This is a genomic window from Microbacterium timonense (genome assembly GCF_900292075.1).
Taxonomy (GTDB): domain Bacteria; phylum Actinomycetota; class Actinomycetes; order Actinomycetales; family Microbacteriaceae; genus Microbacterium; species Microbacterium timonense.
In genome coordinates this window covers 1,000,270-1,020,787 of record NZ_OLMV01000001.1, presented here as the reverse complement: position 1 = coordinate 1,020,787, position 20,518 = coordinate 1,000,270, and the positions used below count along the sequence as shown (strand labels likewise).

Sequence of the window (20,518 nt, the reverse complement as noted above, 5' to 3'; positions counted from 1 at the left end):
CTACGCTGGGCGCCGATCGAGGAGGAATGATGCGATTCGAGCACCTCGGGGCCGAGCCCCGCATCCACCCCGAGGCGGTCGTGGCCGCGACCGCGGTCATCAGCGGCGACGTGCGGATCGGCGCGGATTGCCAGATCCTCCACGGTGCCGTGATCACCGCCGAAGGGGGCCCGATCACGCTCGGCCAGAACGTCATCGTGATGGAGAACGCGCTCGTCCGGGCGACGGCGACGAACCCCGTGCACATCGGGGACCACGTGCTCGTCGGGCCGATGGCGAGCATCTCGGGGGCGGTGGTCGAGGACGAGGTGTTCCTGGCCACGGGCACGCGCGTGTTCAACGGAGCACGCATCGGCACGCGCAGCGAGGTCCGCATCAACGCCGTGGTCCACCTGCGCACGACGCTCCCGGCCGAATCCACCGTGCCGATCGGGTGGGTGGCCGTCGGCGACCCCGTCCAGATCCTGCCGCCGGACCGTCACGAGGAGATCTGGAAAGCCCAACGGGAGCTGGACTTCCCCGGTTACGTGTTCGGGCTGGACCGGGACACCCCTGATCTCATGGTGCAGCTCACGGAGCGCTACGGGCGCGGCCTCGCCCGCCACGCGGGCGACCGGCGGCTGGACTGATCCCGCCGGCTCACTCCCACACCAGACCGCACTCGCGGCACGCGAACTCCAGGCCGTCCACCCACGGAGGGTCCAGCTCCGCGCGGCGCTCCCATTCGACGCGGAACCACGCGGGCTCGCTCGCGCGAACGTCGAACGACCCGCACTGCGGACATACCTCGGTCACGATGATCCGTGCCATGGCCGCCACGGTACGCCCGAGCATCGCGGATGCCGGCAGCGACGCGCGCAGGGCAGCGTCCCGGTGGATCAGCCCGTGTTCTGCAGTCCCGCCGCCACCCCCGACACCGACAGCAGGAGCAGGCGCTGCAGCTCGGGGTCGACCGGCGCGCCCTCGGGAGCGTCGCGCAGTGCGCGCAGCGCGCGCAGCTGCAGCAGCGACAGCGCGTCGACGTATGGGCTGCGCATCTTCACGGCCCGCTGCAGCACCGGCTTGTTGCCGAGCAGCTCCGTGCCACCGGTGACGCGGACCACCCAGTCCCGCGTGAGCTTCATCTCGCCGCGGACGAGCTCGGCGAGGTCGTCCCGGTCACCGAGCTCCAGGTAGTGGCGGGCGATGCGGTCATCCGTCTTGGCGAGGCTCATGGCGACGTTGTCGACGAGCGTGCGCAGCAGCGGCCACTCCTCATACGCGCCCCGCAGCAGGGCCTCGTCGCCCACCGCTTCCATCGCGGTGCCGAGGCCGAACCAGCCCGCCAGGTTGATGCGGGCCTGCGTCCACGCGAACACCCAGGGGATCGCGCGCAGGTCCTCGAGGGACTCCACCGACAGCCCGCGGCGCGCGGGGCGCGAGCCCAGTGCGAGCAGCCCGATCTCCTCCATGGGGGTCACCCGGGCGAACCAGGGGGCGAAGCCGGGTGCCTTCACCAGTGAGAAGAAGCGCTCGCGGGATGCCGCATCCATCGTCGCGGCCACGTCCGCGTACTTCTCGGCAGCGGCGCGATTGCGTTCCTCGTTCGACGGCGACGACGCGAGGAGGATCGCGGCGGCCACCTGATCGATGTGACGCATCGCGATCGCGGGATCACCGTACCGGGCGAAGATGACCTCTCCCTGCTCGGTGAGCTTGAAGCGACCGTCCACCGAATGCGGCGGCTGCGCGAGGATCGCGGAGTTGGCGGGACCGCCGCCGCGGCCGAGGGCACCGCCCCGGCCGTGGAAGAGGGTCAGCTCGATGCCGTTCTCGTCCGCCCACGCGGCGATCTTCGCCTGCGCCTCGTACAGCGCGAGGTTCGCGGCGACGGGGCCGACGTCCTTGGACGAGTCGGAGTAGCCGAGCATGACCTCCAGCCGTCGCCCCGTCGCGGCCAGGCGCGCGGCGAATTCCGGGTGCTCCACGATCTCCGCGAGGATGCGCGGTGCGGCCTGCAGGTCGGCGAACGTCTCGAACAGCGGGATGACATCCAGCACGGGGAGAGTCCCGTCCGGGCCGACCGCGAAACGGGCGAGCTTGTGCACGTTCGCCAGGTCGTCGGCGGACTGCGTGAACGAGACGATGTACCGGCCGGCGGCCCTCGGCCCGTAGCGCTCCTGCAGGAACCCGATGGTGCGGATGACGTCGAGCACCTCTTCGGCCAGCTCGCTGCGCGGCCCGCCGGATTCCAGTTCGGCGAGCACCTTGGCGTGCACGGCGGAGTGCTGGCGCACCTCGAGCTCGGTGAGGTGGAAGCCGTACGTCTCGACCTGCCACAGCAGCTGCTGCAGGTGGCCGTAGGCCTGGCGGGGCGCGCCGGCCTGCACGAGGGATTCCTGGACGATCCGCAGGTCCGCGAGAAGGTGCTCCGGGTCGCGGTAGGCCAGGTCGGCGTCGCGACGGCGCGTGGCGTCGATCTTGCGGGCGATCAGCAGCATGATGCGCCGGTGCGGCTCGTCGGGGGAGCGCTTGGCGATGTCCTTGGCGGCGTCCTCGTCGGCCGCCCGCAGGCGCTGCCACAGCGCGATCAGCGCGTCGCTGGGCGGCGTGGTGGCGGCATCCAGTGTCAGGGTGCGGCCGATGCGGCTGGTGGTCCGCTCCAGTCCCAGGAGCACGTGCTCGCTGGCGATCGCTGAGGCCTTGCGGGTGACGGATGCCGTCACGAACGGGTTCCCGTCCCGATCGCCGCCCACCCACGAGCCGACCCGCACGAACGGGCGGACGATCGGCGCACGGCTGCCGGCGGCCGGTCCCTGCAGCGCATCGTCGACACGGCGGTACACGTGCGGCACGGCGGTGTAGAGCGTGTCGTCGAACACCGCCATGACGGCCCGCACCTCGTCGGTCGGCGACGGCTTCTCGGGACGCAGCGGCGCGGTGCGCCACAGCGTGTCGATCTCTTCGAGCATGCGTCGTTCGGCGCGGCGCTGGTCCGCCCCGTTACGAAGAGACGCGTCGTGCTCCTCCAGCAGCGTCGCCAGCCGACGGATGCTCGTGGATACGGCCCGCCGGCGCGCCTCGGTGGGATGGGCGGTGAAGACGGGGTGGAAGCGCATGGCCTGCAGCCGCTGCCGCGCCGTCTCATCGCCCACCTCGGCGGCCAGGCGCACGAAGGCCGCGGCCACCGAGTCCGTCGCCTGCTCACGGTCGGGGCGTCCGTCGCGCTCCCGCAGCACGCGGACGCGCTGGTGCTCCTCGGCGAGGTTGACGAGGTGGAAGTACGCGGTGAACGCGCGTGCGACCTCGTCGGCCCGTGCGATCGTGAAGGACTCGGCGATGGCCGCCGCCCGGGCGAACGCCTCCGGCGTCTCGTCGGTGTACGCCTGGATCGTCGCGGTGCGCAGGCGCTCGACGTCCTCGTAGAGTCCGGGCGACCCGCTCTCGCGCAGCACCTGACCCAGCAGCGTCCCCAGCATCCGCACGTCGGCGCGCATCTTCTCGGGGATCGCCTGCTCCGCCTCGAATCTCCCGACGAGGTCGATCGCTTCGGTATGGGTGAGTTCGCGCATCTGTCCAGGCTAACGGCGCGGTGTTTCCCCGACGTCACGACCGACGCTGTATGACGACCGGGCGCCGGGCCGGGCGGGTCGCCGGCTCGGCCGGGTCGGGCGGGTCGCCGGCTCGGCCGGTCGGGCCTGCTCAGTAGACTGTGGGCGGGAGAGCCGGGAAGTCTGGTCGGCGCGTTCATGTCGACCCGCGAAACGCCCTCACGGAGGCCCGATGACCCTTCTTCGCTCCGCCCGCTTCCCCGCCGTCGTGCTGCTGATCGCCGCCGCGCTGGGGCTGATCGTCGCGAACTCGGCCTGGGGTCCAGCGGTCGACCACGCGATGCACTCGTACCTCGGCATCCCGGGTGTCTTCGAACTCAGCCTGTCGCACTGGATCAAGGACGGCCTGCTCGCCGTCTTCTTCTTCGTCGTCGCGGTGGAGCTGCAGTACGAGCTGACCAGCGGGCAGCTGAACTCGGCGCGCAAGGCCCTGCAGCCGGCGATCGCCGCCGCCGGAGGTGTGCTCGTCCCGATCGTGATCTACCTCGTGATGGCCGCCGGCTCCGATGCCGCCTCGGGTTGGCCCATCCCGACTGCGACCGACATCGCCTTCGCGCTGGGAGTCCTGGCGGTGTTCGGCAAGGGGCTCCCCGCCGCCCTGCGCGTCTTCCTCCTCGCCCTGGCGATCCTCGACGACATCGTGGGGATCGTCTTCATCGCGGTGCTCTTCACCAGCGGTGTGGACGTCGCGGCGCTGGCAGGAGCCGCCGTCGCCGTGATCGCGTTCGGCCTGCTCAGCCGTCAGCTCGACACGAGGGCGCGCGTGCCGGTCGCCGTCGTCCTCGTGCTGCTGGCCCTCACGACCTGGGTGCTCGTCTACCGCTCGGGGGTCCACGCCACGATCGCGGGTGTGGTGCTGGGACTGGCGATGGCGCAGCGGCCCGCGCTGCGGGTGCGCCACGAGCTGGAACCGTGGGTGAACGGCATCGTGCTGCCCGTGTTCGCCTTCTCGGCCGCGCTCGTGCCGATCCCCGCGGTGCCGCTCTCGCAGCTGTCGCCCGCCTTCTGGGGCGTGGTCGTCGCGCTGCCTCTCGGCAAGATCGCCGGTATCTCGGTGCTCGGGTGGATCGCGCTGCGCATGGGGCGACGGGAGGGCACGCCGCCACTGGCCTTCGCGGACCTCCTGGCGGCCGGAGCACTCGGGGGCATCGGGTTCACCGTCTCGCTGCTCCTGTCGGAGCTCGCCTTCGCCGACGACGCGCCGCTGCGCGACCAGGCCACCCTCGGCGTGCTGGCCGGTTCGGTGATTTCGCTCCTGCTGGCCGCAGGGCTCGTATCGTGGCGGGCATGGCATCACCGACGGCGGACGACGACTGCACCCGTGACGAGCTGACCGCCGACCCCCTCCGGGCGGCGGCCGACGTAATGCGAGCCGTGCGCGATCGGTGCGTCTGGACGCAGCAGATCGACCACCGCGCTCTGGTCTCGTACCTCGTGGAGGAGAGCGCGGAGCTCATCGACGCGGTCGAGGCCGGCACGCGGGACGAGCTGCGCGAGGAGCTGGGCGACCTGCTGTGGCAGGTGCTGTTCCACGCCGAGATCGCCTCGCGCGACCCCGACGACCCGTTCGACATCGACGACGTCGCGCGCGGGCTCACCGACAAGATGGTGCGGCGGCATCCTCATGTGTTCGGCGACGCGGTCGCGACCACACCCGAGGAGGTGCTGGTCCACTGGAACGCCGCCAAGGCCGCGGAGAAGAGCGCGCGCACCAGCGTGCTGGACGGCGTGAGCGAGCGGATGCCGAGCCTCGCCCTGGCCCAGAAGCTCCTCGGCAAGGCGGCCCAGGTCGGCGTCGAGGCATCCGCCCCCGCCCGCGCTGCGGCTCCGAGCGCCGCCGCCCCGATCCGCGGGGCTGGCCCCCGGTTCCGCAGGCCCGACCCCGGTTCCGCGGCTGGCCCCGGTTTCGCGGGCCCGGCCCCGATCGCAGGCCCCGGTTCCGCGGACTTCATCGGAGCGCCGAGACTGCGGCCGTTCCCCGCAGTCTCGGCGCTCCAGTGGAGTCTCGCGGTCAAGTCGGGTCCCGCGGTTTGGGGGAGTCCGGCGGTCCGGGGGTGGTCCGGTCCGAGTCCGAGCTCGGCGACGAGCTACTGCGCCTGGTGGCGGCCGCACGCGCGCACGGCTGGGACGCAGAGCGCGCGCTGCGGGAGCGCCTGCGCGGGCTGGAGCGCGACATCCGGGCCGCCGAAGGGACGGCGGAGCCTCTGGAAGGATAGGGGCGTGGCATCCGTCAATCCGCCGCGTGGAATGCGCGACTTCCTCCCCGCCGAAAAGGCCCGCCGTGAGCGCGTGCTCGCCGTGATCCGCGACCGCTACCGCGCGCACGGGTTCGATGAGATCGAGACGCCGGTGATGGAGGAGTACTCGCGCCTGCACGCCGGCATCGGCGGCGACAACGAGAAGCTCGCGTACAACGTCCTCAAGCGCGGTCTCGACGCCGACGCCATCCGGGCGGCCGCCGAGGATCCGTCGACCCTGACCGACCTCGGGCTTCGGTACGACCTCACCGTGCCCCTGGCCCGGTTCTACGCCAGCAACCGTGGACAGCTGCCGACGGTGTTCCGGTCGATCCAGATCGCTCCGGTGTGGCGCGCGGAGCGTCCGCAGAAGGGGCGTTACCGCCAGTTCGTCCAGTGCGACATCGACATCATCGGCGACGCGTCGGCGCGCGCCGAGGCAGAGCTCGCCGTGGCCACGCTCGACACCCTCGACGCGCTCGGGCTGGAGGGCGGCAGCATCCGCATCAACGACCGTCGCGTGCTGGACTGGATGCTCGACACCTTCGGATTCGCCGCGCACGAGCGCCCCGGCGTGCTCATCACGATCGACAAGCTCGACAAGATCGGTCCCGAGGGCATCGTGTCCGAGCTGCGCGAGCGCGGCGCCACCACCGGAGCCGTGGATGCGCTCGAGGCGTTCCTCCGTCGGCCGATGACCATGGAGTACAACCCGTACGGCGAACGGCAGGTGCGCAAGGCGCTGCCGGACGGCGCGCCGGACGAGATCATCGCGCACCTCGTCGGGATCGGTGCGGCGGTCGCGGCCGCACGCGCCGGATCGGCCTCGGTGGACGACATCCCGCTGGTCTTCGACCCCTTCCTCGTGCGCGGCATGGGCTATTACACGGGCACCATCTTCGAGCTCGCGCACCCGTCGGTGGACTACTCGCTGGGCGGGGGCGGCCGCTACGACGGCATGATCGGCCGGTTCCTCGGGCAGGACGTCCCCGCGGTGGGCTTCTCGATCGGTTTCGAGCGCATCGTCGATCTGGTCGCGGAGGGAGAGGATGCCGCGGCCGCGGCGATCGTCCTCGTCCACGACCGCGATGTGCCCGAGGGCGAGCTGCTGGCGCTCAAGTCGGCGCTGATCCGGCAGGGCTCGAGGGTGCGGCTGGAGCACCGCACCAAGAACCTCAAGGCCCTGCTGGAACGCGCCGCCGCCGACGGCTACACGGCGTTCGCGGCCGTCGCCGCCGGGGCGACCGCGGACGCGCTCGAGGTCAAACCGCTCGCCTGACCCGGCCCCGTCTGCCCCCTCGCGACCCGCATTCCGCGAGACTTCAACGGGGCGCCGAGACTTCGGTCGTGCGCCGCAGTCTCGGCGCTCGGGTGAAGTCTCGCGGACCGGGCGGGCAGCGACGACGGGGAGCGGGACGCGACGGAGCGCCGGCGCCGGGGCGAGCGGGTCAGCGGGCGGCGCGGCGCAGGCGGATCGCCCGATACGCGACACCCAGGCCTACCACCGCGACGCCGGCGACGACCGACTGCCAGGGCAGCGTGACGGCGAGCACGAGGCATCCCGCGCCGCCGACGACCTGCAGCGCTGCGGGGTAGCGCCGGGCGGACCCGCGCTGCCGGAACGCGGCGACGTTGGCGACGAGGTAGTACAAGAGCACGCCGAAGGACGAGAATCCGATCGCTCCTCGGAGATCGACGAGCGCGACCAGCACGACCACGACGGCGGCCGCGGCGGCCTCGGCCCGGTGGGGCACGTGCCACCGCGGGTGCACCGCGCTCAGCGCAGGGGGCAGGTCGCTCTCCCGGGCCATCGCGAACGCCGTGCGGCTGACACCGGCGATGAGGGCCAGCAGCGCACCGAGCGAGGCCGCCGCCGCGCCCACGCGCACGACCACCCCGACCCACGCCCACCCCGACGCGGCGGCAGCCTCCGCGACGGGCTCGGTGGACGCGGCGACGGCGGAAGGACCGAGAGCGGCGAGCACAGCGACGGCGACCGCCGCGTACACCGCGAGCGCGATCGCGAATGCGAGCACGATCGCGCGCGGGATGACCCGACGCGGGTCGCGCACCTCCTCGCCCATGGTGGCGATGCGCGCGTACCCGGCGAACGCGAAGAACAGCAGCCCCGCGGACTGCAGGATGCCGTAGCCGCCGCCCTGCCAAACCGCCGCCGGTGAGATCCAGTCCGGTGCCGTTCCGGCGGAGAAGGCGGCGCACACCGCGGCCGCGAGGGCCCCCAGGGTCACGACGACGATGACCCGTGCGGCCCCGGCGGTGCGCGTCACGCCGAACCAGTTCACCGCCGTGAGCGCGACGACCGCGGCGATGCCGACGGGACGCTCCCACCCGGGCGGCGCGGCGTAGGCCGCGAAGGTGAGCGCCATGGCCGCGCAACTGGCGGTCTTGCCGACGACGAAGCCCCACCCGGCCACGAACCCCCACCAGGGGCCCAGTTCCGCGCGCCCATACGCGTACGTGCCGCCCGACGTCGGGTGTGCCGCCGCGAGCTGGGCCGAGGAGGTCGCGTTGCCGAACGCCACCACCGCCGCGATGCCCAGACCCAGGAGCAGGCCGGTGCCCGCGGCATCCGCGGCGGGCGCCCAGACCGCGAACACGCCGGCGCCGATCATCGATCCCAACCCGATGAAGACGGCGTCGCCGAGGCCCAGCCGGCGCTGCAGAGAGGGGGAGGCCACGGGCGAACCCTAGCGCGCGCCGGAGAACAGCGGGTGCGGCAGGACTTCACCCGCGCCGCTGCGGTCCGCAAGGATGTCGTCATGACGTTGCAGCTGCACACCGTGCTCGCCCCGTTCGGACCCGCGACCGCCGTCGAGCTCACCGACGCGCAGGTCGCCGAGCTCGGCGGCGGAAAGCGCGCCGCCGTGGTCATCGACATCGGCGGGCGCACCGCCCGCGGACGCCTGGCCGTGATGGACGGGCGCAACGTCATCGGCCTGTCCAAGGCCGTGCGCGCCGAGCTGGGCGTCGAGATCGGAGACGAGGTCGACGTCACGATCGAGCTCGATACCGCTGAGCGGACCGTGGATGTGCCCGCCGACCTGGCGGCGGCTCTGGATGCCGCGCCCCAGGCACGAGCGGCGTTCGAGGCGCTTTCGTACAGCCGCCGCAAGGAGCTGGCGCGCGGCGTGGCCGAAGCCAAGCGCCCCGAGACGCGGGACCGGCGGATCGCGTCCGCCATCGCGGAGCTCACCGGGGCGTAGGCGCGCGTCGCTCCATCGGCACCCGGACTCGCATCCTCACCGGGCATAGGCGCGGCCGGGCCACTGCACGCCGTGGTCACCCGCCCGACCGCATCCGTTCATCCTCCTGCGGTGGCATCGTCCCATGCGCCGCTCCCGCGATGTGCCGCCGAGCGCCCTGGTCGGGCTCGTTCTCGGACTGACCGCCGGGGCTGGACTCGTGCTCCTGGGCGGCCGCGCGGTGCTGGCGCGGCAGGCGGCGATCGCCCGGCGCCGCATCGGCAAGCCGCTCGGCGAGGACGCCCTGGACGCCGACCGCGTCTGGGGCCGCCGCTTCGACGGTGAGCCGCTCGAGTTCGTCGTGCTGGGGGACTCCATCGCGGCGGGGCTCGGCGCCGAGCGCCGCAAGGACACCCTCGGTGCGCGGGTGTCGAAGGGCCTGGCGCGGCGGACGCAGCGCCCCGTGCGATTGCGCACCGCCGCCGTCGTCGGAGCGGAGTCGTCGGCGCTGGCTGCACAGGTGGACGGCCTGCCCCCTGACTACCGACCGGATGCCGCGGTCATCGTCGTCGGTGGGAACGACATCACCCACCGCGTGCCCGCCGCGGCCTCGGTCGCGCACCTGGAGCGGGCCATCCTGCGGCTGCGCGCGCGGGGCGCCGTCGTGGTCGTCGGCACCTGCCCGGACCTGGGCGCGCTGCGGCCCGTGCCGCAGCCGCTGCGCGCGCTGGGCTCACGGCTGTCCCGCCAACTCGCCGACGCCCAGGCGGAGACCGCCGCGCGCTGCGGCGCGCGGGCCGTCTCGCTGCGCCGGGCCGTCGGGCCGTTCTTCGTGACCCAGCCCGACGAGATGTTCAGCCTGGACCGCTTCCACCCCAGTGCGCTCGGGTATCGGCGGACGGCGGAGGCGCTCGTGCCCGAGGTCGTGGGTGCGCTGGCGGACTCCGCCGCCGGGGCCTGAGGTGCTCAACAGGCGAACCGACGCTCCACAGGACGATTTCGCGCAGAATCTCCTGTTGAAGCGCGGTTGACCTGTTGAAGACTCCAGGTGCGGGGTCAGCCGGCGCTGACGGATGCCGCCCATTCGGCCACGCGGGCAGCGCTCTCCTCCTCGGAGAGGTCCTCCACGCGCGTCATGACCGACCAGCGCACTCCGAAGGGATCGCGGATGCTCGCGAACCGATCGCCAGAGACGAACGTCGAGGGCTCCTCGCGCACGGTCGCGCCGGCCGCCACCGCGCGGGCGGTGACCGCGTCGACGTCGGGCACATAGATCCCGATCGAGTAGCAGTCCTCATCCCCCTCCGGCGCCGGCACCAGGCCGTACGCGGGCGTCGGCTCGCCGATCTGGAGGAGTCCGAGCCCGAAGTCCAGCCCGGCATGCACCACCATGCCGTCGAACTCGGTGACGTCGGTGACACGGGCGCCGAAGACGTCCCTGTAGAACTCGAGCGCCTGTTTCGCGCCGCGGATCGCGAGGAACGGGGTGAGGGTGGTCGCCGTGTTCGGGCGACCGTCGGTCGTGTGGGAACCGGTCACGCCGGCGGTGTTCTGCGTGGTCATGACATCGATGTTCCGGCGCAGCCGGTGCCGGGCGCTTGAAGATTCGCGCCATCCTCGCCCCGACGAATGTCGGCGCCGCCGCTACCGTGGCGCTGTGACCGACCCGACGAGAGGCGTGCTCTACCCCGAGCACCTGCCGCGCATGACGCGGCTGCCGCCGCCCGCCGAGGCATCCGAGCTCGTCGCCTGGTTCTGGATTCCGCAATGGGACCTGCCGGCCGGAGAGACCTCGCGTCAGCAGATCCTGGGATATCCGGCGGCCAACCTCGTCGTCGAGCCGCAAGGTGTCGGCCTGTGGGGGGCGACCACCCGGGCCTTCGAGAAGGAGCTGCGGGGGAGCGGGTGGGCCGTCGGGGCGGTGCTCAGGCCCGCAGCGCTCGTGCGGCTTCACGACGCGCCGGCCACCCTGGTGGACACGCACGTGGAGCTGCACGCGCCGGAGCTGGTGCAGACCGTCACCGCCGCCTTGCCGGATCTCGGCGATGCGGTGGGTGCCGTGTCCCGATGGCTCAGCCGGCGGGCGTCGCCGGCGACCGCGGACGGGCGCCTGGCGAACGCGATGGCGGACCTGCTCATGACGGATGCCGCGGTCCTCCGCTTGGACGACGCCGCAGAGCGGCTGCGCGTCTCGGCGAGGACGCTGCAACGGCTGGCGCATCGCACTGTGGGGCTTTCACCGGCGGCGATGATCCGGCGCCGCCGCCTCCAGGAGGCGGCCCAACGCGTGCGCGAGGATCCTGACGCACCGCTGGCCGAGATCGCCGCCGAGCTCGGCTATGCCGATCAGGCGCACCTGACGAACGACTTCCGCGCCGTGCTGGGGTTCACTCCGTCGCGCTATCGCGGCGCTCGCTGAGCATGCCGTCGCCGGCCGCGGCCCGTGTGACCCGCCTCTTCTCGCGGACGTAGACCTCCCGCCGCACGCGTGCCACCACGTCGCCAGAGCGATCGGTGATCTCCGTCTCGAACCACTCGAGCACCTTCGCGCCGCCGCGGGCGCGCTCGCGCAATTCTGCGGCCTTCTCCCGCGGCACGGTGAACTGCGCGGTCAGCACGCCGCGCCCCGGCTTGAGGAACTCGATCTCGCCTCGGGTGTCCCACACCACGTAGTCGCGTCCGAGCTGATGCATGACCAGCATGAAGTAGTACGGGTCGGTCATCGCCGACATGGATCCGCCGAAGGCCGTCTTGACGTAGTTGCGCGTGAACACGTTGACGTGCAGTTCGACGGTCGCACTGGTCCAGTCGTCCGCGAACCGGCGGACGCGGATGCCGCTGAACAGGTTCGGGATCCACAGGCTCATGCCGACGGCGAGGCGGCGAGGGGTCACGCGCATGCGTCCAGCATGACCGGGATCGACACGCACGGCGATCCCATTGGCGACTGGCGACAATTGTTCTAGTTGATATAGAATTAGCACGTGTTGGTGCGGATAGACCCCGAGAGCGAGATGGCGCTGTTCGCGCAGATCGCCGCCTCGGTGCGAGCGGATGCCGCCTCCGGGCGGGTGCGCGCCGGCGACCGGCTGCCGGCGGCCCGCGAGATCGCCGCCGCACTCGGGGTGAACGTCCACACCGTGCTGCACGCCTATCAAGACCTGCGCGATGAGGGACTCGTCGAGCTGCGCCGCGGACGCGGTGCGGTCGTGACCGCGCAGGCCGACGCGCTCGCGGGTCTTCACCACGACATCCAGGGACTCGTCGCGCGTGCTCGCGCCGCGGGTCTGCCCCCCGACGCGCTCGCCGCACTCGTGAAGGAGATCGCCAGCCATGACGACCGCTCACCCCGCTGACCCTGCCGCCGGTGCCGCGCCCGCGGTCGGCCGCGTTCCGTGGCCGGCGGTGACCGCGTTCGTCCTTCTCGCGTGCGGCTCGGCCTGGCTCGTGACGCTGCCCCTGTGGCTGGGGGAGGGGCTGGCGTCACCGCTGAGCGGACTGCTGCTGCCGCTCATGATGTTCACCCCCGCGCTGGCTGCGGTGATCGTCGGCTTCGCGTTCCGCATGCCGGCGACGGGGCGTCTGCGGTTCCTGGGCATCTGGCCGCTGCGGCCCGCGGGGCGCTTCGTTCTCTTCCTCGTGCTCGGTCTCGTGCTGCCCATCGTCGTCATCGTCCTCACGGCGCTCGTCGCAGGTGCCCTCGGCCTGGTGCGACTGGACCTCATCGGGTTCTCGGGCTTCGCCGAGCAGGTCGCGGCGGCGACGCCGTCCGGCGTCCCGCTGCCGCCCATCGGGGTGCTCGCCGCGATCCAGCTGCTGGCGCTCCCGGTCGGCGCAGTCGTCAACAGCGTCCTCGCCTTCGGTGAGGAGCTCGGTTGGCGGGGCTGGCTCCAGACCGCGCTGCTGCCGCTGGGACCCTGGCCGGCTGTGCTCCTCACCGGCGCGATCTGGGGGGTGTGGCACGCGCCGATCATCCTGCTCGGCTACAACTTCGGGCGTGCCGACGTCACGGGCGTGCTGTTCATGGTGGGGGGATGCCTCGCCTGGGGCGTGCTGCTCGGCTGGCTGCGGATTCGCAGCACGTCACTGTGGCCGGCTGTGATCGCCCATGGCTCGCTCAACGCCGCCGGTGGGCTCGTGCTCATCCTCGCGGCGGCCGGCCAGACGCCTGACCTCGCGCTCGTCGGTGCGTTGGGCGTCGTGGCCTGGCTGGTCGTGGCCGCCTGCGTGGCGGTCATCGCCCTGCTCCGCCAGTTCCGGGTCGGAAGCCCGCCGGAGCCGTCCTCACATGTCCGACACAATCGCGCGACCGCCACCGCCACCGCCGCGGCCGGCGACAGCGCTCCCGCCGCCGATCAGGCTTCCCGAGGTGAGGACCGATGAACCGTCCCGATCTGCCCCTGCGCCGCTTCGTCCTGGTCGCCGTGTGGCTGCCTGTGGCGGTCGTCGCCATCGGCGTCGTCGTGCAGCTCGTGCTCTTGCCCGGGCTGCCTGCGACCATCGCGGTGCACTGGGGCCCTGACGGCGAGCCGGACGGGTTCGCTCCCGCCTGGACGCAGCCGCTGTCGACGGCTCTGCTCGGCCTCGGGCTGCCGCTGCTGATGGCGCTGCCATCGCTGCCGGGGCTTCGTGGCGGAGACGCCGGGGCGACGTACCGGCTGATGGGCGCCATCGCCGCCGGCACATCGGTGCTGGTCACGGTCGCCCTCACGTGGACGCTCGCCATGCAGGCGGGCCTGGACAGTGCCGCGGCGACTCCGCCGGTCTGGGTGCCGCTGGGGGTCTCGCTCGTCGCCGGGCTCGCCGCGGGCGTCGCTGCCTGGTTCATCCAGCCCTCCCAGCGGACGGCGGATGCCGCAGCCCCCGCGGCGGCCCCGCTCGCACTCGGTCCCACCGAGAGAGCGCTGTGGCTGCGGTCGACGGCGATGGTGCCCGGTGCTGCCGTGGCGATCACGGTCGCCGTCGTGCTGGTCACTCTGGCGGCCGTCGTGGCGTGGGTCACCGGCGTCGCCGCGGGCGTCACCTGGCTGCTGACCGGGGTGGCGCTGGTGCTGCTCGTGTCGGCCGGCACGACGGTCGCGTTCCACGTCCGCGTCGACGAGACCGGACTCCACGTTGACTCGGTGCTCGGCATCCCGCGCTTTCACGTGCCGCTGGACGACGTGGAATCCGCCGCACGGGTGCACGTCGATCCGATGGGGGAGTTCGGTGGCTGGGGCGTCCGCCTCGGCACCGGGCGCAGGTTCGGGATCGTGCTGCGCGCCGGAGAGGCCCTCGAGGTCACTCGGCGCTCCGGCCGGCGATTCGTCGTCACGGTTTCGGATGCCCAGACCGCAGCCGCGCTGCTGCAGGCCCTCGTCGCGCGGCGAGCGACCGTGTGACCGGCTCTTGACCTGCGCGCAGCGGCCGGATTTGCTGGGGGGATGGCGGACCCCACCCCCGAGACCTGGCGACGTGTCGACACCTACCTGACCGAGCTGCTCGTGGGCCACGACCCGGGGCTGGAGCAGGCGGTGGCCGATCAGAACGACGCCGGGCTGCCGGCCATCGAGGTCGCTCCCGTCAACGGCAAGCTCCTCCACCTGATCGCCCGCATGTCAGGAGCGCGCCGGGTGCTGGAGATCGGCACGCTCGGCGCCTACTCGACGATCTGGCTGGCCCGCGGCATCCCGGCCGATGGTCACATCGTGACGATCGAGGCCGAACGGCGCAACGCCGAGATCGCGCGGGCGAACCTGGAGCGCGCCGGCGTGAGCGACAAGGTGGACATCCGGCTCGGTCGCGCCGCCGACGTGCTGCCCACATTGGAGGGAGGCGAGCCGTTCGACCTCGTGTTCATCGATGCCGACAAGGAATCGAACACGATCTACCTGGACTGGGCCGCGCGGCTGGGCAGAACCGGGACCGTCGTCATCGTGGACAACACGGTGCGCGCCGGCGAGGTCGCCAATCCAGCGACGGAGAATCCGCAGATCATCGGCGTGCAGCGCGGCCTCGAGATGCTCGCGCGCGACTCACGCTTCGATGCGACCGCGATCCAGACGCTGGATGCCAAAGGCTACGACGGCATCGCGATCGCGCTCGTGAGCTAGGCGTGCTGCTGCCGGCGCGCCCGATGTGACCGGCGGCATCTGGCGGCGGCCACCGCCCTCACTAGACTCGGGGACGGACCGACGACGCTCCGACGAATCACGCTCCACAAGCAAGGAGAAACCCCTGTGGCACAGATCGAGGCTGTAGGCGCGCGCGAGATCCTCGACTCGCGCGGAAACCCGACCGTCGAGGTGGAGGTGCTGCTCGAAGACGGCACCGTCCAGCGCGCCGCCGTCCCCTCGGGCGCGTCGACCGGCGCCTTCGAGGCGTACGAGCTGCGCGACGGCGACAAGAGCCGGTACGGCGGCAAGGGCGTGCTGAAGGCCGTTGCCGCCGTGATCGACGAGCTCGGCCCGGCGATCGAGGGCGTCGAGGCGAGCGAACAGCGGCTCGTCGACGAGATCCTCATCGCGACCGACGGCACCGAGAACAAGTCCCGCACCGGTGCGAACGCCATCCTCGGTGTGTCGCTGGCCGTTGCGAAGGCGGCAGCGGACGCAGCCGACCTGCCGCTGTTCCGCTACCTCGGCGGCCCCAACGCGCACGTCCTGCCGGTGCCGCTGTTCAACGTCATCAACGGCGGCGAGCACGCCGACAACGGCATCGACTTCCAGGAGTACTTCCTCGCCCCCATCGGCGCCGAGACGTACGCCGACTCGCTCCGCTGGGGCACCGAGGTCTACCACGTCCTCAAGGGTGAGCTGAAGGCGGCAGGCTTCGCCACGGGGCTCGGCGACGAGGGCGGCTTCGCCCCCGACCTGCCCAGCAACCGCGAGGGCCTGGACTTCCTCATCCGCGCGATCGAGAAGGCCGGCTTCACCCCCGGCCGCGACATCGCCGTCGGCTTGGACGTGGCGGCGACCGAGTTCTTCGACAACGGCGTGTACACCGTCGAGGGGAAGGCGTGGTCGGCCGACCAGCTCACCGAGTACTTCGCCGACCTCGTCGCGAACTACCCGATCGTGACGATCGAGGACGCGCTCGCCGAAGACGACTGGGATGCCTGGAAGGCGCTGACCGATGCGATCGGCTCCAAGGTCCAGCTCGTCGGGGACGACCTGTTCGTCACGAACCCGACGCGCCTGCAGAAGGGCATCGACCTCGGCGTCGGCAACGCCCTGCTGGTCAAGGTGAACCAGATCGGCACGCTGTCGGAGACCCTGGATGCGATCTCGCTGGCGACCCAGAACGGGTACCGGTCGATGCTGTCGCACCGTTCCGGCGAGACGGAGGACACCACGATCGCCGACCTCGCGGTCGCGGTGAACTGCGGTCAGATCAAGACCGGCGCGCCCGCTCGCAGCGAGCGCGTCGCGAAATACAATCAGCTTCTGCGCATCGAGGAGGAGCTCGGCGACGCGGCGGTCTTCGCGGGCCGCGGCGCGTTCCCGCGCTACAAGGGCTGATGCGCTGAGAGCGTCGTGAAGATCCCGCCGCGGCGGGATCGAGGGAGGGGGAGCCGTGGCCAAGACGACGGCTCCCCCTTCTCGTACCCGGAGACGGGGTGCCGGGCGCCGGCCCGCCGCAGCACAACGCGCCGTCGACGTGCGCGGTTGGCTGGGCGGCATCCGTCTCTCGGGGTTCATGGTCATCATGATGGGCCTCGTGGTGCTGGCGGCCTTCGTCCTGGTGCCCACGATCGGCATGTACGTGGATCAGCGGCAGCAGATCGCCGCACTCCGAGCCGCCGTGCAGCTGAGCCGGGACCAGGTGGCCGACCTGGAATCCCAGCGGGAGCGCTGGCAGGACCCGGCGTACATCACCACGCAGGCGCGTGAGCGCCTCTACTACGTCAAGCCCGGCGAGGTGGTCTACCTCGTGGACGACGACCTCCCGCCCGAGCTGGCGCCCCAGGAGCAGGAACCGGTCAGCGACGAGCTGGAAGCAGCCCACACCGACTGGATGGCGCAGCTGGTGCGCTCCGTCACCGAGGCGGGCCTGGCTCAAACCGTCGCGCCGCTGACCGTCGGCGTACCCGACCCGGCGCCCTCGCCCACACCGACTCCGTAGTCGGCGGCGGAACGGGGCATCCGTCTCGCCCCGGCGGTCCAGCGCCGTCCCAGGCGTCGCCGCTAGCCTGGAAGAGTGACGACCCCGCCGTTCCCCCCTGTCAGCGACGCCGATCTCGAGGTGCTCCGCGAGCAGCTCGGCCGGCCCGCCCGAGGGGTCGTCGGCATCGCCGCCCGCTGCGTGTGCGGCAATCCGACGGTGGTCGCGACGTCGCCCCGGCTGCCGGACGGCACGCCGTTCCCCACGTTCTACTACCTGACGCATCCGGCGGCCACGGCCGCGATGTCGATGCTCGAGGCGGACCACGTGATGCGGGAGCTGTCCGACGAGCTCGCGGCCGACGACGAGGTGGCCCAGGCGTACCGGCGCGCCCACGAGGCGTACCTCGAAGATCGCGCGGCGTACGGCCACGTCGAGGAGATCGACGGCATCTCCGCGGGCGGCATGCCGACGCGCGTGAAATGCCTGCACGCGCTGGCCGGTCATGCGCTGGCGGCCGGGCCAGGGGTCAACCCGATCGGCGATCGGGCGCTCGCGATGTCGAGCTGGTCTCCCGCACGGTGCGTGTGCGCGCGGCCGGGCTCGGACGGATGAGCGGCCGCGTGCTCTCGGCGGTGGCATCGGCCATCGTCGCGACGGGTCTGGTCGTCGCCCCCTCCGCGGCACAGGCCGCGACCACGCCCGGGACCGATCCCGTGCGGGCGGCGGAGTACTGGCTCGCCGACTACGGCATCGAGAGGGCCTGGGAGACCACCCGCGGCGCAGGCACCAAGATCGCGATCATCGACACCGGCATCGGCCGTGGCCCCGTGGAGTTCGACGGAGCGGTCGCCGGCGGGACGGACGTCTCGGGCGCCGGGTCACCCGACGGGCGAACCCCCGTCGGCGCCGTGGATGCCGATCACGGCAGCTGGGTCGCCTCGCTCGCGGCAGGTCGGGGCACCGGGCCCGGCACAGGCATGATCGGCGTGGCACCGGAGGCGCAGCTGCTCTCGGTGTCGGTCGCCTTCGGCTCGTCGGCTCCGCGATCGTTCTCCGAGCAGATCGCCGACGCCATCCGGTGGTCCGTCGACAACGGGGCCGACGTGATCAACATGTCGCTGACGACGAACGTCCCGGACTGGCCCGAGAGCTGGGACGACGCCTTCCTGTATGCCTTCGACCACGACGTGGTCGTGGTGGTGGCGGCGGGCAACCGGGGCAGCGGCACCACGCGCGTGGGCGCTCCCGCCACCATCCCCGGCGTGCTGACCGTGGGAGGTGTCGACCGATCGGGCAAGGCCAGCATCGACGCGTCGACCCAGGGCATCACGATCGGCGTGTCGGCGCCCAGCGAAGAGCTGATCGGCGTCTCGGCCGATTCCACGCTCGTCTCGTGGGACGGCACGAGCGGCGCCGCGCCCATCGTGGCGGGGATCGCGGCGCTCGTGCGCTCGGCGCACCCCGAGCTGGACGCGAACAACGTGATCAACCGGATCGTGAAGACGGCGCGGCCGGCTGCCGGTGCGACCGACGTGCCGGACCTGCTGTACGGCTATGGCCTGGTGGATGCCGCCGCCGCCGTCTCGGCGAGCGTCCCGACCGTCAGCGCGAACCCGATGGGCAGTCTGCAGGACTGGGTACGGCTGTACCGGCGTGCGCCGGCGGCGCCGCTGCCGCAGGAGCCCGCCGCTCCCGTCGAGGTGCCCCCGCTGCCGGACGCCGAGACGGCCACACGCGCGGCGTCGCCGCTCCTGCCCGACCGGAACACCCTCCTGTATGGGACGCTGCCGCTCACCTTGGCCACCACGGCGGCTATACTGGTGGCGCTCGGCGTCACCGCTGCTGTCCGACGCATCCGATTGGCGTCCCGCGCGCCGAGCCGCTGACACAGGAGGAGTACTCCAAACCGTGACCAACACCGTGCCCAAGATCCTCATCGTCGGTGGCGGATACGCAGGCTTCTACACGGCCTGGAAGCTCGAGAAGCATCTGCGCAAGGGCGAGGCGGACGTGACCATCGTCGATCCGCTGCCCTACATGACCTACCAGCCGTTCCTCCCCGAGGTCGCGGCCGGCTCGATCGAGGCGCGTCACTCGGTCGTGGCGCTGCGTCGCCACCTCAAGCGCACCCACGTCGTCGCCGCGAAGGTCACCGGCATCGACCACGCGCACAAGGTCGCCACGATCACGCCGATCGCGGGTGAGCCCTACGAGTTCGAGTACGACCAGATCGTGGTGACCGCGGGCGCCGTCTCGCGCACGTTCCCGATCCCCGGCATCGCCGACAACGCGATCGGCCTGAAGACCATCGAAGAGGCGGTCGCCATTCGCGACCGGCTGATGTCGAACTTCGACAAAGCCTCGACGCTGCCTCCCGGCCCGGAGCGCGACCGGCTGCTGACCGTCGTCGTCGTCGGCGGCGGATTCGCGGGCATCGAGGTCTTCGCCGAGCTGCGCTCGCTGGCATCCTCGCTGGTGAAGAGCTACCCGCAGATCACGTTCGACGACACGCACTTCCACCTCATCGAGGCGATGAGCCGCATCATGCCCGAGGTCTCGCTCAAGACGAGCGAATGGGTGCTGAAGAACCTCGCCAAGCGCGGTGCATACGTGCACCTCGACACCCAGGTCACCGGCGCGATCGGCGGCAACGTCGAGCTGTCCACCGGCGAGGTCATCCCCACCGACCTCATCATCTGGACCGCCGGCGTCATGGCCAACCCGACGGTGGTGCGCGGCGGCGATCTGCCCGTCGAGGAGCGCGGTCGCATCCGCGCCCGCGCGGATCTCCGGGTCGGCACCGCCGACGAGATCGTCGAGGGCGCCTGGACCGCCGGCGACGTCGCAGCCGTCCCGGACCTGACCGGTGGCGGTGTGGGCGGCTACTGCGTGCCCAACGCGCAGCACGCCGTGCGGCAGGCCAAGCTCCTGGCGAAGAACCTCGTCGCGGTGCTCCGGGGCGAGCTTCCGCGGGACTACTACCACAAGAACCTCGGCGCCGTCGCGGGCCTGGGACTGTGGGTCGGCGTCTTCCAGTCCGGCAACATCGCGCTCAAGGGCTGGATCGCCTGGCTCGCGCACCGCGGCTACCACGGTCTGGCGATGCCGTCGTGGGAGCGCAAGTGGCGCGTGCTCTGGGGCTGGTGGAACAACTTCTGGCTCGGCCGCGACATGGTGAACCTGTCGACGGTGCAGAACCCCCGCTACGTCTTCGAGGAGTTCGCCGCTCGCCCGCGCCCGCCGCAGCCCGTCGAGGCGCCGGCCGACGCCGCCCCGGCGGCCAGCGCCCCGGCGAAGAAGGCTCCGGCGAAGAAGGCCCCGGCCGACGGCGAGAAGGTCGCCGCGCGCTGACATCGAACGCATGCCGCAGGCTCGTCTGAGAGGATGAGCCTGCGGCATTCGC

General features: G+C 72.0%; 20 protein-coding genes and 1 pseudogene. 16 read left to right on the top strand and 5 right to left on the bottom strand.

The genetic code is table 11. The annotated features are described in order from the left end of the window. Positions 1-29: 29 nt before the first annotated feature. Positions 30-629 (top strand): gamma carbonic anhydrase family protein, encoded by a 600-nt coding sequence (locus C9992_RS04920; protein WP_106814656.1) that lies wholly within the window; start codon positions 30-32, stop codon positions 627-629. Positions 630-639: 10 nt separating this feature from the next. Here the strand turns inward: C9992_RS04920 and C9992_RS18005 are convergent, their stop codons facing one another. Beyond that, the gene (locus C9992_RS18005) at positions 640-810 is read right to left on the bottom strand and encodes a hypothetical protein (protein WP_160150825.1); all 171 of its coding nucleotides are present in this window, start codon (positions 808-810) and stop codon (positions 640-642) included. Positions 811-878: 68 nt separating this feature from the next. Further along, positions 879-3,551 (bottom strand): phosphoenolpyruvate carboxylase, encoded by a 2,673-nt coding sequence (locus C9992_RS04910; protein ID WP_106814394.1) that lies wholly within the window; start codon positions 3,549-3,551, stop codon positions 879-881. Positions 3,552-3,762: 211 nt separating this feature from the next. Between C9992_RS04910 and nhaA the strand changes: the two genes are divergently transcribed. From nhaA to hisS, 3 genes and pseudogenes are all read left to right on the top strand, one after another. Beyond that, a complete protein-coding gene (gene nhaA, locus C9992_RS04905) occupies positions 3,763-4,923 on the top strand; it encodes a Na+/H+ antiporter NhaA (protein ID WP_106814393.1) in 1,161 nt (386 codons plus the stop codon). Continuing rightward, positions 4,878-5,426, top strand: a pseudogene (locus C9992_RS04900) (MazG nucleotide pyrophosphohydrolase domain-containing protein); the annotation flags it as partial. The gene nhaA and the pseudogene C9992_RS04900, both read left to right, overlap by 46 nt. A 411-nt stretch (positions 5,427-5,837) precedes the next feature. Continuing rightward, positions 5,838-7,106: a histidine--tRNA ligase gene (hisS, locus tag C9992_RS04890; protein ID WP_235008034.1), complete on the top strand. Its 1,269-nt coding sequence runs from the start codon at positions 5,838-5,840 to the stop codon at positions 7,104-7,106. 169 nt (positions 7,107-7,275) lie between these two features. On the opposite strand, the gene C9992_RS04885 is transcribed toward hisS, so the two are convergent. Beyond that, positions 7,276-8,526, bottom strand: coding sequence for an APC family permease (locus C9992_RS04885; protein ID WP_106814392.1), 1,251 nt, complete (start codon positions 8,524-8,526; stop codon positions 7,276-7,278). Between the two features lie 81 nt (positions 8,527-8,607). On the opposite strand from C9992_RS04885, the gene C9992_RS04880 reads away from it, so the two are divergent. Next, positions 8,608-9,051, top strand: a complete 444-nt coding sequence (locus C9992_RS04880; RefSeq protein WP_106814654.1) for a YdeI/OmpD-associated family protein — start codon at positions 8,608-8,610, stop codon at positions 9,049-9,051. 124 nt (positions 9,052-9,175) lie between these two features. Then, the gene (locus tag C9992_RS04875) at positions 9,176-9,991 is read left to right on the top strand and encodes an SGNH/GDSL hydrolase family protein (RefSeq protein WP_106814391.1); all 816 of its coding nucleotides are present in this window, start codon (positions 9,176-9,178) and stop codon (positions 9,989-9,991) included. Between the two features lie 95 nt (positions 9,992-10,086). Here C9992_RS04875 and C9992_RS04870 read toward each other — a convergent pair whose 3' ends face one another. Then, the gene (locus tag C9992_RS04870; protein WP_106814390.1) at positions 10,087-10,593 is read right to left on the bottom strand and encodes a VOC family protein; all 507 of its coding nucleotides are present in this window, start codon (positions 10,591-10,593) and stop codon (positions 10,087-10,089) included. A 94-nt stretch (positions 10,594-10,687) separates the two neighbouring features. Between C9992_RS04870 and C9992_RS04865 the strand changes: the two genes are divergently transcribed. Then, the gene (locus tag C9992_RS04865) at positions 10,688-11,449 is read left to right on the top strand and encodes a helix-turn-helix domain-containing protein (protein WP_235007989.1); all 762 of its coding nucleotides are present in this window, start codon (positions 10,688-10,690) and stop codon (positions 11,447-11,449) included. Here the strand turns inward: C9992_RS04865 and C9992_RS04860 are convergent. Further along, positions 11,418-11,930: a PaaI family thioesterase gene (locus C9992_RS04860; RefSeq protein WP_106814389.1), complete on the bottom strand. Its 513-nt coding sequence runs from the start codon at positions 11,928-11,930 to the stop codon at positions 11,418-11,420. The two genes, C9992_RS04865 and C9992_RS04860, sit on opposite strands and share 32 nt — an antisense overlap. A gap of 84 nt (positions 11,931-12,014) precedes the next feature. Between C9992_RS04860 and C9992_RS04855 the strand changes: the two genes are divergently transcribed. From C9992_RS04855 to C9992_RS04815, 9 genes are all read left to right on the top strand, one after another. After that, positions 12,015-12,386 (top strand): GntR family transcriptional regulator, encoded by a 372-nt coding sequence (locus C9992_RS04855; RefSeq protein ID WP_106814388.1) that lies wholly within the window; start codon positions 12,015-12,017, stop codon positions 12,384-12,386. Further along, positions 12,364-13,413 carry a CPBP family intramembrane glutamic endopeptidase gene (locus C9992_RS04850; protein WP_106814387.1) on the top strand — a complete coding sequence of 350 codons (1,050 nt, stop codon included), beginning with the start codon at positions 12,364-12,366 and terminating at the stop codon, positions 13,411-13,413. The genes C9992_RS04855 and C9992_RS04850 overlap by 23 nt, the downstream gene beginning before the upstream one ends. Next, positions 13,410-14,411: a DUF1648 domain-containing protein gene (locus tag C9992_RS04845; protein WP_106814386.1), complete on the top strand. Its 1,002-nt coding sequence runs from the start codon at positions 13,410-13,412 to the stop codon at positions 14,409-14,411. Before C9992_RS04850 ends, C9992_RS04845 begins: the two co-directional genes overlap by 4 nt. A 42-nt stretch (positions 14,412-14,453) precedes the next feature. Then, entirely contained in the window at positions 14,454-15,122 is a 669-nt protein-coding gene (locus C9992_RS04840) for an O-methyltransferase (protein WP_106814385.1), read from the top strand. Between the two features lie 126 nt (positions 15,123-15,248). Next, a complete protein-coding gene (eno, locus tag C9992_RS04835; RefSeq protein ID WP_106814384.1) occupies positions 15,249-16,529 on the top strand; it encodes a phosphopyruvate hydratase in 1,281 nt (426 codons plus the stop codon). Between the two features lie 55 nt (positions 16,530-16,584). After that, positions 16,585-17,133, top strand: a complete 549-nt coding sequence (locus C9992_RS04830) for an FtsB family cell division protein (RefSeq protein ID WP_235007987.1) — start codon at positions 16,585-16,587, stop codon at positions 17,131-17,133. A 75-nt stretch (positions 17,134-17,208) separates the two neighbouring features. Beyond that, positions 17,209-17,727 (top strand): DUF501 domain-containing protein, encoded by a 519-nt coding sequence (locus tag C9992_RS04825; protein WP_106814383.1) that lies wholly within the window; start codon positions 17,209-17,211, stop codon positions 17,725-17,727. Beyond that, positions 17,724-19,001 carry a S8 family serine peptidase gene (locus C9992_RS04820; protein ID WP_106814651.1) on the top strand — a complete coding sequence of 426 codons (1,278 nt, stop codon included), beginning with the start codon at positions 17,724-17,726 and terminating at the stop codon, positions 18,999-19,001. The genes C9992_RS04825 and C9992_RS04820 overlap by 4 nt, the downstream gene beginning before the upstream one ends. A 34-nt stretch (positions 19,002-19,035) precedes the next feature. Beyond that, the gene (locus C9992_RS04815) at positions 19,036-20,466 is read left to right on the top strand and encodes an NAD(P)/FAD-dependent oxidoreductase (RefSeq protein ID WP_106814650.1); all 1,431 of its coding nucleotides are present in this window, start codon (positions 19,036-19,038) and stop codon (positions 20,464-20,466) included. Positions 20,467-20,518: the final 52 nt, after the last annotated feature.